Consider the following 14,485-nt stretch of genomic DNA (forward strand, 5'->3'; position numbering starts at 1 on the left):
CTTTTTTCATCTTTTTGATTCCGTCCCCGGATCGTCTGGATGATTCCCTGACTGCCTGTATCTCTCAGGCTCCGTTGTTTCTGCGTTTCCGCCGCAACAGTTGGTATGATACCACTGTTGTGCGGATCTGTCAACAGTTTTTTTCAAAATTTTTAAAGTTTTTTCTTAGAAGTCAAAATTTTCGTGTTTATTACTTTTATATCTATAATTCAAGCAATATGTTCAATCCAATCTTGTCCCTATATAAAAAACAAGAGCATACGGAAAACACGGTTTCCAATACACTCTTGCTGTCTGAACTTTATTTTTTCGCTATTATCTAATTATATGTAGAAATCTTTTCTGAATCTCTATTTTGTTTTAAGCATATATTTCTGTGACCACTTGCCATAAACTGTTTTTTTGCCAGATTTCTTATATGCCCGAACCTGAACATAATACCTCTTTCTTCTGGACAGTTTGCTGATCGTCTTCTTATACTTACGCTGTCCTTTAACAGTCATCACTTTTACACCGCTCTTCATAGATTTTTTCTTACAGTAACGAATCTGATAACCTGATGCATCCGATATTGTATACCACCGAAGATAGATTTTTCCCTTTCCACTACTTGAATACCAAGAAGAAATGCTTCCCTGATCCAGTTGTCTTTTCGCAACATAATCATCCTTATATTTCTTACCACACTTCTCACATGTATAGAGACGGTATCCCTTCTCAAAATAAGTAGCATCTACCCATTTGCTGCTGTAATCATGATTACAATTTGCCTGACTCAAAGAAGAAACAGAGAAAACATATTTTCCGGTGGATTTATCCCAGTCATAAACCCGATATCCATTAATCTGAAGATAATATTTTCCGGCACTCAGGACAACATTCTGCGAGTCTTTACGATATCCGACATTACTGTTCCATTCGTTATAATGTGTGTCCCAGATTTCTTTTCCATTCGCATCAAAGATTTGTATACTGTAATATTGCATATATGATGTTATATCAATTGCTACCGTCTGATCTTTCGAAACGTTGAAAATATAGTTATCAAAATCATCATTTTCCGAAATCTGACCTACATATGTCTTATTCCATGATATCTGCTTTGCAGTTCTGAAATCATTATCATCTCCATCAAACGATACGCCTGATGCTGTAAAGGAAGTATTGCATACATATCTGCCAGTAGCTTTATCCCAGTCATAAACCCGATATCCATCAACCTGAAGATAATATGTTCCCTTTTCCAGATATAAATCATACGTGTCGCTGCGATAGCCAACCGTTTCATTCCATTCATTCTGATTACTATACCAAACTTGTTCTCCATCTGAATTAAAAAGTTTTATACCATAGTATTTCATATAGGATGTCATTTCAAGTTTGACGCAGCCAACCTGCGATAATGTAAACTTATATGTATCAAAATCATCATTTACAGATATCTGCCCTACAATTTTATCTCCAATCGTAATATTATTTGCATCCGCAAACGAATTATCATCCTCTCGATTTGTCACTCCAGATGAGGTAAAGGATGTACGACAAGTATACTCTCCGGTAACTTTATCATAATCCTCTCTTCTGTACCCATTGATCTGTATATAATACGTTCCTTTTTCAAGATAAATATTATACTCATCACGGCGGTAACCAACTGTTTCATTCCATTCATTAGAATCTGTATACCAGATCTCTGTACCATCCGTCTCATAAATTCTGATACAATAATATCGCATATATGCTGTCATATTAAGAGTAATACATCCGGCACTGTCCAGCTGGAACTGATAATTATTATAATCTTTGGTTTCTGTAATACTTCCATTCAACGTATCACCCATGTTGATCCTGCTTGCAGTAGCAAATGTATTATCGGATGCCGCACGCGGAACATCCACCGCTGATGCATGACTTGTATACGGCACTGTGCTCATTGCACAAAAAGCTGCCGCAAGTACAAAAGCTTTAAAAAATCTTTTCCCTTTTCTCATGTTTTCCTCCTTTATTTGTTGTCCTTTCAGTTTGTTTTTATGCCGAAATTTTCAGCACATTTATACAAAATATGATAGCATATACGTATTTCTTATTCAATTCTTTTCTGAATTTTTATAATGTTTTATCCTCAAAGATTTTAAATGTGCAAATAAACGTCATAAAAATAGTTTTGTAAAAAAAGTGTGTTCATAGAAGTGTTATATTTTATTTGAGAGCAAAAAAGACCGACTCACAGTGACGGCAACAAATTTCCATCACTATGATTCGATCTCTTTCGGTTTCACATTTTGTATTCTGGCCGGAAACGCATTTCCGCTTAAGAGACCCCTGGCAAGCCAGGAGCTTTTGGCAATGTGCAAAATGAACAATTCCCAAGAAGGCACTTTCACGTGCCCTTTGGGGAATTCGTTCATTTGCACACACAATAATACTATTCACTTGCAAACAGCATCTTAATAAAACATGCGATATTTCCATTCCTTACATCCGCCGGGGAACTACCGGTAATTCTCTATTTTTTCTTGTATTTAACCTTCTTCCCTGCACTCTTCATTGCTTTTTTCAGCTTGCCAAAATTCTTTGCCGTCATTTTCTTCGGAACGGTCACTTTTGCAGTTGCTTTGATTCCTTTGAATGCCTGTGAGCCAATCTTAACTGCATTTTTGTTCTTGAAGGTGATACTCTTCAGTTTGCTGTTTTTATAGAAGCTCTTCGTTCCGATCTTTCTGATATTTGCTCCGAGTACCAGAGTCGTCAGTTTTTTATTGTTTTGGAAAGCTTTTGCTGCAATTTCCGTTACTTTAAAGGTATAGCCATCTTTCGTAACGGTTGCCGGAATGGTGATCTTATTTCTTTTTTTCCTGGTTCCGGTTACTGCAACCGTTCCTTTTTTTGCATCGGATTTGGTCACTTTATAGCTGATTCCTTTTCCGTCGGTAAATACCGTTCCCTTTTTCGGTACCGTTTTGACAGTATCCAGTGCCGGATTTGGATTTGGTGTCGGCGTCGGATCTGGTTTTTGCTGTTCTGCTTTTTCCGTCAGAGCTTTTCTTGCCTCTTCCAGTTCTTTCTTTGCTGCGTCCAATTCTTCCGGTTGTGCATCTGCTCGATCCAGCATCTCTTTCGCCCGTTTCAGTGCTTCCTGATATTTGGCTGCACTTTCAGAAGTGTATTTTGAGAGATCGATTTTTTCAGACACCTTTATCTCTTCCGTCAGAGTTTCTTTGCATCCTGTAACTTTTTTCAGGTAAACATTCTGTGCACTTTCCAGCTCAGCTTTTGCCGCATCCAGTTCTTCCTGACCAGCCATGACATCACCGTATACCGCTTTTGCTCTCACAGACGCATTCCATAATTCTGCCAGTTCATCTGTGTTTGCAGATGCATAAGCAAAATCAGCTTTTGTATTTTTCAAGATCGTTTTTGCTTCCTCATATGCATTTTTCAGGGCACTTCTGTCAACGCTCTGGTATACTTTCATTTCACAGATTGCATATTCACTTGCTTTTCGCTGTACACCCTTCATTCTGACATAGCGTGCGGATGTTTCTGTAAAGCTGTCCTCAGTCCATGCTTTTTCATTTCCGCTGACGGATTTTACTGTGCTCCAGTCGGCACCATCGTTTGATACCTGAATGTCGTATGCTGTCGCATAACGTCCTGCTGCCCAGTCGATCACAACCTTGGATACCTTTCTTTCTCTTCCAAGGTCAATCATCAGGAAATCATCATTTCGGTCAGAAGAGCACCATCTGGATTCGTAAGAGGTACTTACTCCGCTTGTTCCGGTTACATGTCCGTCTCCGTCGGTTGCCTTCCATGCCGGATAGAGACGCATCTCATCCCCTTTGTAGCCTTTGTTGCCAAGATCGGCATATGCTCCCCGGTTTCTCGCCACATCCACAAGCGTTGCACCAACATTTTCTGCTGCCAGTTCTTCTGTGGACAGTGCTTTGTTATATGCTTTGATATTTCCAAGGTAACCGGAGAAATTCTTTCCGATCTCATTTAATGGGAACACAAAGGTGCTGCGGTAATTGTTGTCTGCATCTGTCCAGGTACTTGCACCGAGTGCACCATTGTTCTCCGGATCGCTGGCTGCCGCATAAAGAATCTTTTTAAACACACCATCTACATACAGTTTTGTTGTCTGATACGTTCCTACGACCGTGATCCGGTGCTTTTTATTCTTTTCTACCTGACACTCAAAGGACTGATTAAAATAATCGCGGTTCAGGCTCAGGGAACCATTGATACCCGCAAGCTGCAGTCTTCCGTCATAACCGGAGAACAGAGAGGATTCTTTCGTATTCTTTTCTGTACCGTCCAGATATACATCAAAACTCATCGTATATGGATAACCAAGTGTCGTCAGTGGTGTACGGATAAGCGTATTGCCATCAAATTTCAGATAGGTTTCGCCGTCTTTTTCTGCTTTTTCTCCACCGCTCACCTGTCCGTTGTAAGCATTCCCGCTGGCATCATAAATGATTTCTCCATCCGCGGATAAGTTTGCAAAATCATAGTCCAGCACTACATCTGAAACACTTTCCACATCATAGGAAATAGCAGTTCCAGGTCCCTCGCGTAATGCATCAAAGGTCTGCTCATAGTTTACAAAGCTTGTTTCTTTATTGCTGCCCCAGGTTTTCTGTGATACCATGGCTGCCGCACGCAGATAACGCTCATTCAGATCGGCTTCTGTGATACCCTCGCGGTTCTCATCGCCCCAGAGTGCTGTCTTGGCTCCAAGTACCTGCGGATCACCTTTATCCGTCTTCACTCCGCCGCTGAACACAGACGGATCCCAGTTATAGAAAAGATTATTTTCCTGGATCATATCTTTGTGATAACGTCCAGGTGTATTATAAAGATATGTCTGCGGTACATTGATAAGACGGAAGCCTTCTGCCAGTCTCGCACTCGGACTGTCCTCTGTAGCAGACCACATATTCAGGATAATATTATTATTTACCTTTGTATTTCCCTTTAAGACTTCCATCGCTCCCCACATTTCCACTTCAACATCATACTTATCATGCAGATAGCTGTACATCTCATTCATGTAACGGCGGAAAGCTTCTTTATTTGCATCGGTTCTGTCCCAGTATTCATCAACACCTGCGTTGACATTTTTTGCATCAAAAACCGCATCAATTCCGTCAATTCCTCCGAGATATTCATCAAACAGTGCTTTCATAAAGATTCTTGCATTGATCGCATTCTGTCTGATCTGTGCATTGCTGCTCTGATCGTCCAGTGCCAGGAGTTCCCAGTTGCCAGGGTTGTGAATGTAGAAAGAAGCTCCCTGTTTTACATTTCCGTCTGCGTTCAGATAATCTGCCGCCTTCAGATAGCCGTATTTTACAAGTGATTTGATCACTTCTTCCTGATGGTCATGAACATATTTGGTGTAAGCTGCGGAATGTCCCGGTGTATCTAACTCCGCTACAACCTGAATACCGTATGCCTTTGCTTCTTCGTTCATCTTGCGGAATTCTTCTTTTGTATAGTAAAGCTCACCGCTTTTACCGGTATGTACATTATAATAGTAGTCATAGCGATCCTCACTGTCTCCTGTTTTTACAAATTTGGACTTTTGTGTTGCAAGAGACGGAAAAAGTTCTGATTCCAGTCTGTGAGAAGCCTCGGTATCTGCCCAATCCTCATATTTTGCAGAATACGCCGGATCTGACCACTGATTATCATTGATATGAAGCTGCATCTCATTCAGTTTGTACCATTTCATGATTTTTGTATAATCATTCAGGAATGATATTCTTGTAGGGATACGGGCAATGTCAAACATCACGCCTCGCATCTCATATGCCGGATAATCACGGATCACACCTTTTGGCACATTTGCATGTTCACTGTCCTGATAAAGGATCTGTTCTACGGTCACAGTACCGTAAAGAAGGCCTGTTTTGGTGGAAGAATAAATTTTCAGTCCAGCATCGCCATTAACCATCAGATAACCTTCTTTTCCGACATCATAGACATCTTCTGTCTGTGATTCCAGATAAATATCGTTTGTGTCGGCACTTGTTCCTTTTACAATCTCCAGATCCAGACCACAGATATCGTGGATATCACTTTGCATTTCTTTTGCCGCTTCTTCCGCATCAACCCCAGCCGCATCATTTACCACGATCCTGGACTGCTCTGTCAGTTTAAAATTGCCTTCGTAGCCATACCATTCCTGAATGGTCGGCAGGACTTTTGGCATTGGATTTGGATTGCTCACTTTTTTGAACAGTTCCGGATACTTGTTCGTGTTGCCTTTGACCGTTACCGTCACATTTTTCTTTGCTGTATCCTGCGGGTCATTTTTATTGGTCGCTTTTAAAATAACATTAAAAGAACGGTCAGCAATTCTCATTGCAGATGCTTTTCCATCTTCCGTGAGCAACTGATCCAGCTCACTTCCATATATGGAAATATCATACTGTTCAGAAGCATTTGGAATCACCAGTTCTTCCTCATTTGCTCCCACAGTCAAGCCGGACAGGTTCTTCAATACAGAAGCCGCCGTCTCAATCATTCCGGACTGTGTTCCCATGATCTCGATCTCACGCACGGAAATACATTTCCAGCCATTGATATTTCCTTTTTTGAAATAGAAACGTACATATCGTTTTAATTCTGCCTTACTCAGATCCGAGGCATTGATCACATCCGGATCGTTTCTCTGTACATTTGCACTGTCACGCGACAGTTCATAAACCGTTTCCCAGTTGGCATCTGCCCCGTTGGAATCACTGGTCTGGATCTGATATTCTGTACTCCATGCCTTCAAATTAAAATAAATATTGATCGATTCAACGTTTGTTGTCGCTGCGGAAAGATCGATCACCAGCCACTGTGGATTGTCACGGTTTGTGCCCATATCACCGGAAGACCATCTTCCGGAGTCTGATGTTTTATCGCCGTCAACGGCTTTGTCTGCACTCCATGTTGCTGATTCATTTGCAGAAGAGGTAACTTCTTTATTGAGTGCTACGTTTGCTGCCGCTGCCTGCACTTTCAAAAGACCGGCTCCCATTCCGGCAAGATTCGGTGTAAACAGACTTTCACACAACAGAAATGCTGCCAGAGCACCTGCTGCTATACATTTTTTCTTTTTCATTCTGTCTCCTTTCTTATTTCCTCTCTGTTTTTTATAACGATACCGTATTATTATATCTGATTTTGTCTATTTTGTACATGGTTTTTGCTGGTTTTCTAAAAAACAGAAACAAAATGCTTGTTCCGCATATCCACACTCGACGTTTATTTTACAAACACGAAGGCTCCCATTCCATCCAGGGAACAGGAGCCTGCATCTCTTTTCATTTCTATTCTTCTTCCAGATCTTCCACGTAGCTTTCAATCAGCAACGATATCAGATCTTTGCACTTAATACACTGCTTTCCGACACCAAGCCTTGCTTTCACATCATCAAATGTTCGACCGCCCTGCTGTACCGCCTGTTCGATCTGTCCGACCGTCGTGCCGGTACATTCACATACTACATAATTACGGTTCATTCCGCTCTGTTTTCTCCTCTTTCACTTCCACTTGTTTTGTAAATTCTTCTGTCATCTCACTTTTCATTTCTCTGCCATTGTCTGCTTCCAGTTCAAACCAGAATTCTACGCCATTGTCATAATTTTTCACGCCAAATTTCTGATGCATGGAGTCCATAATCGCCTTGACAATAGAAAGGCCGATTCCGCTTCCGCCGTATTCTCGCGTCCTTGCCTTGTCAACCTTGTAAAATTTGATCCAGATTTTATCGATATCTGCCTCCGGAATCGGTACACCGGTATTAAACACACTGGTGTGCACTTTTCCATTTTCTTTTTTCATTTTGATCTCGATCACTTTATCAAAATCCACATGATTGATTGCATTGGATACAAAATTTGTCACAACTTCTTCGGTCTTAAATTCATCCGCCCAGACATAATGACTTTCTGTTTCATTGAATAAAATTTTTGCACCTTTCTGATCTGCCAGCAGTTCCGCGGAATTTACCACGCTGTGAATCAGTTTAGTCAGATCAAAACGTTCAAAAACAATGGCATCTTTGCCCGACTCCAGATGATTCAGTGTCAGCAGTTTCCTGACCATATTATTCATCTTTGCCGCTTCATCCATGATCACTTCGCAGTAAAAATCACGGCTTTCTGCATCGTCATTGATACATTCTTTCAGTCCTTCTGCATATCCCTGGATCAGTGCGATCGGTGTTTTCAGCTCATGCGATACATTGGAGAGAAATTCTTTTCTCATCTCATCAATCTGTATCTTCTCCTCAATATCACTCTGAAGCTGATTGTTTGCCGTTTTCAGTTCTGAAATCGTCCGCTCCAGCGTCTCGGACATCTGATTGAAATGCTCGCCAAGCTGCCCGATCTCATTCTGTCCGCCGCTCGTATATTTTGCGTCAAAATCAAGGTCTGCCATGCGTTTGGAAAGCTCTGTCAGTTCCTGCAGCGGCGTCGTTATCTTACGTGACATCCAGGAAATCAGAATCATGCTGACTGCCAGACCAATGATGATAAAATATCCCAGAAATTCATTTGAGGTACGCACGCTGTCTCGGATACTGTCCATCGGAACACGCATCATAAAGTAATAACCGGTATTAAATTCGCCCCACATTTCCAGATAATCTACATCTTCCTTGAAATCTTTTGTTTTCTGGATTGCATAATCATCGGTTTCTTTGAGTACCTCTGTTTCTGATTTATCAATTCCCATCAGATAACCCCAGAGCCGCCCCTGAAGTTCCTGCTTCTGATAATTCTCCGTACCATAAAGCGGCACGAACTCATCCGTCAGAATGATCGCACTTAAATTGTAACGTGTACAAAATTCCGAGAGATTATCTGCAAATTCATCTGTCAGGTAATCATCCTCATCTTCCACCTTATTCATAGCATCGTAAATGTGCTGCAATGCCGCTTCCTTCTTCGCTACATAATAACGCTCCAGCAAAAAATTATTCGTACACCAGTTTGCCAGAAACACAAATCCAATCAGGCCGATAAAAAGTACCGCGATCTGCGTTTTCAGCGATTTTCTCATGGTTCATCCACCTCAAATTTATATCCCATACCCCAGATGGTCTTGATATAGTCTGCATTTTTTCCAAGTTTGCTTCTCAGCTTTTTCACATGCGTATCGATGGTTCTCGCATCACCGAAATAGTCATAATTCCACACACTGTTCAGAATCTTTTCTCTGGAAAGTGCGATGCCCTGGTTTTCCATGAAATAGCTCAGAAGTTCAAATTCTTTGTAACTCAACTCCACATTCTTTCCGTCTACCAGAACCTGATGTGCTGCTTTGTTTACCTCGATCACGCCGGCTTTTAAGATTTCTTCTGCTGCCAGTGTGTTGGTTCTTCGAAGAATTGCCTCTACTCTTGCAACCAGAATCTTCGGGCTGAACGGTTTGGATATGTACTCATCGACACCCAGTTCGAATCCCAGCAGCTCATCTCTCTCATCCGATCTTGCTGTCAGCATAATGATCGGCACTTTTGAATACTGCCGGATCTCACGGCATACCTGCCATCCATCCATTTTCGGCATCATAACATCCAGGATCACCAGTGCAATGTCTTTTTCCGAAAAGAAAACATCGATCGCATCTGCCCCATTTTCTGCCTCCAGGACTTCAAAGTTTCGCTTTACCAGGAAGTCTTTGACCAGTTTTCTCATCCTGCTTTCATCATCTACTACTAAAATCTTCAATTTGTCCATTGTTTTCTCCACCTGTCACTTTTTCTTTCATCGTAGCAGAGAATTATGTCCGTTTTGTGAATATTCATCTCAAAACCGGAAGAACTTCCACTGAATGCGACTGCATCTGCATACAGAAAATGCAGACAGAATCATCTGCCTGCATTTTCTGCTTTCCTGTTTTTAATATGGTATTACAATGTCTTTCCTTTTGATTACTACTTTCTTTCCGGCACTCTTAACTGCTTTCTTGATCTTATTCAGATTCTTCTTACTGATCTTATAAGGAACCGTTACTTTTGCATTTGCTTTGATTCCCTTGAATGCATTTTTTCCTGCTTTCACTGCCTTATTGCCTTTGAAGGTAACATTTTTCAGTTTTGCATCTTTGTAGAATGCTTTCGAACCGATCTTCGTAACGTTCGTACCGATCACTACGCTGCTTAATTTCTTTCTGTTCTGGAATGCTTTTGCAGAAATCGCGGTTACTTTAAATGTATAACCATCTTTTACTGCAGTTGCCGGGATGGTAACTTTCTTCGCATTCTTCTTCGCAGCGGTTGTTCCTGTTACCGTCACGGTACCATTCTTCGCATCGGATCTGGTAACTTTGTATACAAGACCTGTCTTTTTGTCTGTAAACTTGCTTCCCTTGGCCGGTACTTTTGCTGTATCATCTTTACCCGGTGTAGGATTTGGGGTAGGTGTCGGATTCGGTGTCGGGGTCGGATCTGGCGTCGGAGTTGTCTTCTTAACCAGAGCATCAGTTGCCTGTTTCAGAGTATTAACTGCTGCATCGACTTCGGTCTGTGTTGCGTAAGTATCTTCCAGTACCGCTTTTGCTGCTGTCAGAGCCTGTTCAAAGCTTTTTACGCTGTCATCGGTGTAATCTGCTTTGTTTACTTTTTCTGCCTCAGCAACTGCTGCTGTCAGGTTAGTCTTATCTGCTTTTGCCGGTTCTTCCGTGCTCAGTGCTGCTTTTGCTTTTTTCAGATTCTCCAGTGCTCTGGCAAAATCTACTCCTGTTGCACCTTCTTTTTTCAGCAGTTCTTCTGCTTCTTTTACCTGTTTCTGATAGTTTGCAATGCTTCCTTCGCTGTATCCTGTGGTATCAAAGTTCTGATATCCGGTAAGGACTCTTGTCAGCTTGTCTTTTGTTGTTTCCAGCTGTGCTGCAACATTGGTCAGGTTTGTGTATGCCTGGGAATATGCTGCTGCAGTGCTGTCTGCGTTATCCAGTACCTTTTTTGCATTTGCCAGGGCATCTGCAAAGAATGTCCAGGTTTTGCCGGTGTAGTCTTCACTCTTGTAGTTTACATAAGTATTATATGCTTTCTGTACATCTGCTTTTCCATAAGCAGCATACAGATTCAGTTCTGCGATAGTTCCGTGTTTTCCGGCATTATCACTTCCTGCATCTTTAATGACGAGTTTCACTTTCTTTGCTTCGATCGGATCAAAGTCTGCAAATTTTTCAGATGCATCATTTGCCCAGGTACCGTCTGTTGCAACGGTTGTCTCGGTTCCGTCTGCTTTTGTAACAACGATATCATATTTGAAGATACGGCCGTTTGCACTGTTCTGTCTTGGCAGACAGGAAAGTCTGCTGATCGTCTGAACTTCTGGCAGTGTTACTTCAAAGTAATGATTGTGTGTACCGGAAATGACATCCGGTGTACGCCAGTTTGTATGCCAGAATGTAGTGTCATCTCCGTCGATTGCATTCTGTGCCGATCCTTCGGAACTCTCCTGGCTGCAGGCAGATACTGTCCAGCCCGCTCTGGAAAGAGCATTTCCGCTTTTGGATACGGTAGTCGGATCTGCACTTACCGTCAGTTCGTCTACCAGACCTTTGAAACTATTGGTCTTGCTTCCGATGTACTCAACCGGAAGTACCAGTGTGGCAACTTTTGAACCGCTTGTCTTTGTCTCGTTGTCCAAAGCTGCGGATGATACATATTTATTATTTACATAAAGCTCTGCTTTGTCTTTGTAACCATTGATGGTCAGGTATACCCATTCATCTTTTGGCAGTTCATAGTTAAAGGAATAATCATATCCTTCTCTTGAGAATCCGACTTTTCCGGTATTCTTCTGGACTGCTTTGATCGCATAGGTGTTGAATTTTGTGTTGGTCTCGCAGAGAACCTGCTCACTGTTGTCGCTGGCTGCATCTCTCTTGACCCACATGGAAATGCTGCTGCCGGCTGTCTTTCCGCTTGTCGGTCCGACCATGTCAACCGGAGTCTCTACGTAGCTCTCGCCGCCGTTCAGTTTCAGTGCATTTCCGCTCTTGCCTGCTACTTCTTCTACGTTCTTCTCGCTTACAGAATCATGGTTGTTTCCGGATTCATCGTAAACTTTTTCATCATCGAAGGAGTAATCAATCACATCATTGCCTACGGAATCTGCTTCGTAGTATGGATTTGTGTTCGGTGCAGTATCCACTTTTTCTGCAACGGCACGCATCTCACTGTAAGTCCTGTCGGTTCCTTCGCCCCACATCTTCTCACTTAAGGACGGCAGCGGCTGGAAGAAACGGTCAAAGTCATCGTATTCTGTGATACCGTTTCCGCGTGTACCGATCTGGTCATTCCAGATTGCATAAGTACCGCCGAGTACCTGTTTGTCTCCGGCTCTTAAAACAGTACCGCTGAAATTATTCGGTACCCAGTTGTTGTAAAGGTTCTGGGAATTCAGGTAGTCTGAATAATATCCTGCAGAAGGTACAATGTAAAGGCTTCCTTCCAGGGTATTGATCAGGTCATATCCCAGGTCATACATATTCTTCGGATTTGCATATCCGGTGTTCCAGATGTTCAGCTGTACATCTTTGGATGCAACCGGGGTTTTACCGTTTTTGTTGGAAAGGCTTCCCCACATACGGACGTCACGTCCTGTTCCCTGGATGTACTTGATCATGGAATCAGAGAAGCTTCTGAAATATTCATTTCCGCCGTTTCCGTGGAATTCATCGGTTCCGATATGTACCGTGGTGTCTTTGTCAAATACCGGATCATCACCTTCGAAGTACTGTGCCCATACGGATTTGGCTGCATCCAGTGCACCATCTTTTCGGATATCCAGTTCTTCGATCAGGTATCTGTGGTTTCCGCCTGCCTCTTTGGTCATAAGGTTCGGGAACGCTCTTGTGATCGCCAGGGCATGTGCCGGCATATCAAATTCCGGAATGATGTTGACACCCATGGTTCTGCTGTCTTTAATGAAAGAACGGAACTCCTCTTTTGTATAGTATGTATCTTCTGATGTCAGATTTGGAATTTCAGATTCCAGACGGAAACCTGCATATGCATTCTCTACCGCTTCATCAATCGTAGCGTAATCTTCCAGGAAGATCAGGTTGTCGGACAGGTGCAGATGGAAGTTGTTCATCTTGTACCATGCCATGTTCTTTGCAAATTCCTTTACGGTATTGAAATCAAAAGCTTTTCTTCCGACATCGAGCATGAACCCACGCACTTCGTACTTCGGATAATCTCTTGTGATACCTTTCGGAATCGTTGTTTTGTTCTGTTTTAAAATCTGCAGTGCACTGATCACGCCCCAGTATGCACCGGTTGTTTTTTCTGCTTCGATCTTTACGCTGTCACCGATCGTCATGATATAGCCTTCTTCGTCAAGACCCTGGTCTGTGCTGTTCAGTGTCAGATAAAAATCACCTTTTTTGGCATCGGATTCGCTGCCTTTTACGGTCTGGATATCGTTTCCTGTGATATCTTTGTAATCTTCTGCAAACTGTTTTGCCGTTGCTTCCAGTCCGTCTGCATAAACAATCTTACTGCTGCTCTGGATCACGAAATCACCGGTCTCGCCATGCCACTCCTGCAGTGCCGGGATGACATCCGGTTTTGCATTGGCTCCTTCTGCATCTGTATAACGTCCCGGAACCGTAATGGTAAACTCTGCGGACTGTGCTTTATCTGTGCCGTCTGCATTGCTGATCTGGTAAAATCCTTTTACGGTCTTGGTCTGCAGCGGTTTGTAAACGGTGCCGTCACTTCCGATGATCTGCTCATAATCTGCATCAAACTCTACCGTATATCCTTCCGGAACGGTCGGCATCGGAATCTTTGTCGTATCTGCTGTAACGGTCGGAGCAGTCATAGAATCCGCAATCTTTGCAGCCTGTGTTCTGGTATCTGGAATATCACCTTCGTATACCTGCAGTTCCCATACAGAAATTGCATTCCAGGTAACTCCTGCATTGGTCGGTTCAATCTTTGTAACATTTAACCGCAGGAATTTTCCGGTAACTGCAGTATCCAGTGTAATCTTGTCCGTTGTCGTTGCCGGTGCCTGTGTTGCAGTGTATACATCTCTCCATGTCTGACCATCATCAGATACCTGCAGTGTATAATTAACTGCATTGTTTCGCTGCCAGTTGATAACAAAACTCTTCATGGTTTTGCTCTCAGCCCAGGCAAGCTGTGCCCATGAAGTATTACTCTGATCATGTGACCATCTGGTGTTCATATTACCGTCATTGATCTTTGCGATTTCGTTTCCGCCTTCTGAGTTGGATGCTGTTGCCGTTGCACTCAATGCCAGGTTGGTATTCTCTGCTGCATTTGCTGCAAGCGGCGGGAGCTGTACAGAAGCAAGGATCATGCTCGCTGCCATGGCCATAGCACCGATCTGTTTCATTTTTTTCTTAAACATAAACTTCCTCCTCTTCGTTATGTTATCAAATGTTGCTAAAAACATATCTAATTTTAACATGATTTTCACAGAAAGTC

6 protein-coding genes are annotated in these 14,485 nt (G+C 42.5%); all 6 read right to left on the minus strand.

Annotation, left to right across the window (positions count from 1 at the left end):
- Positions 1–350 precede the first annotated feature (350 nt).
- Positions 351–1,991, minus strand: coding sequence for a fibronectin type III domain-containing protein (locus LKD42_RS10995; protein WP_147631814.1), 1,641 nt, complete (start codon positions 1,989–1,991; stop codon positions 351–353).
- 515 nt (positions 1,992–2,506) lie between these two features.
- Positions 2,507–7,123, minus strand: coding sequence for a discoidin domain-containing protein (locus LKD42_RS11000; protein ID WP_248835709.1), 4,617 nt, complete (start codon positions 7,121–7,123; stop codon positions 2,507–2,509).
- A 208-nt stretch (positions 7,124–7,331) separates the two neighbouring features.
- Positions 7,332–7,523: a (2Fe-2S)-binding protein gene (locus LKD42_RS11005; protein WP_147631812.1), complete on the minus strand. Its 192-nt coding sequence runs from the start codon at positions 7,521–7,523 to the stop codon at positions 7,332–7,334.
- A complete protein-coding gene (locus tag LKD42_RS11010) occupies positions 7,513–9,069 on the minus strand; it encodes a sensor histidine kinase (protein ID WP_248835710.1) in 1,557 nt (518 codons plus the stop codon). Before LKD42_RS11010 ends, LKD42_RS11005 begins: the two co-directional genes overlap by 11 nt.
- Positions 9,066–9,749 carry a response regulator transcription factor gene (locus tag LKD42_RS11015; RefSeq protein WP_147631810.1) on the minus strand — a complete coding sequence of 228 codons (684 nt, stop codon included), beginning with the start codon at positions 9,747–9,749 and terminating at the stop codon, positions 9,066–9,068. The genes LKD42_RS11010 and LKD42_RS11015 overlap by 4 nt, the downstream gene beginning before the upstream one ends.
- 162 nt (positions 9,750–9,911) lie before the next feature.
- Positions 9,912–14,408, minus strand: coding sequence for a family 20 glycosylhydrolase (locus LKD42_RS11020; RefSeq protein ID WP_248835711.1), 4,497 nt, complete (start codon positions 14,406–14,408; stop codon positions 9,912–9,914).
- Positions 14,409–14,485: the final 77 nt, after the last annotated feature.

The organism is Hominisplanchenecus faecis, from assembly GCF_020687205.1.
GTDB lineage: Bacteria > Bacillota > Clostridia > Lachnospirales > Lachnospiraceae > Hominisplanchenecus > Hominisplanchenecus faecis.

Excerpts from the sequence above, each read along its gene's own strand:
- LKD42_RS10995 (WP_147631814.1), bottom strand. The coding sequence starts at position 1,991 with ATGAGAAAAGGGAAAAGATTTTTTAAAGCTTTTGTACTTGCGGCAGCT.
- LKD42_RS11000 (WP_248835709.1), bottom strand. The coding sequence starts at position 7,123 with ATGAAAAAGAAAAAATGTATAGCAGCAGGTGCTCTGGCAGCATTTCTG.
- LKD42_RS11005 (WP_147631812.1), bottom strand. The coding sequence starts at position 7,523 with ATGAACCGTAATTATGTAGTATGTGAATGTACCGGCACGACGGTCGGA.
- LKD42_RS11010 (WP_248835710.1), bottom strand. The coding sequence starts at position 9,069 with ATGAGAAAATCGCTGAAAACGCAGATCGCGGTACTTTTTATCGGCCTG.
- LKD42_RS11015 (WP_147631810.1), bottom strand. The coding sequence starts at position 9,749 with ATGGACAAATTGAAGATTTTAGTAGTAGATGATGAAAGCAGGATGAGA.
- LKD42_RS11020 (WP_248835711.1), bottom strand. The coding sequence starts at position 14,408 with ATGTTTAAGAAAAAAATGAAACAGATCGGTGCTATGGCCATGGCAGCG.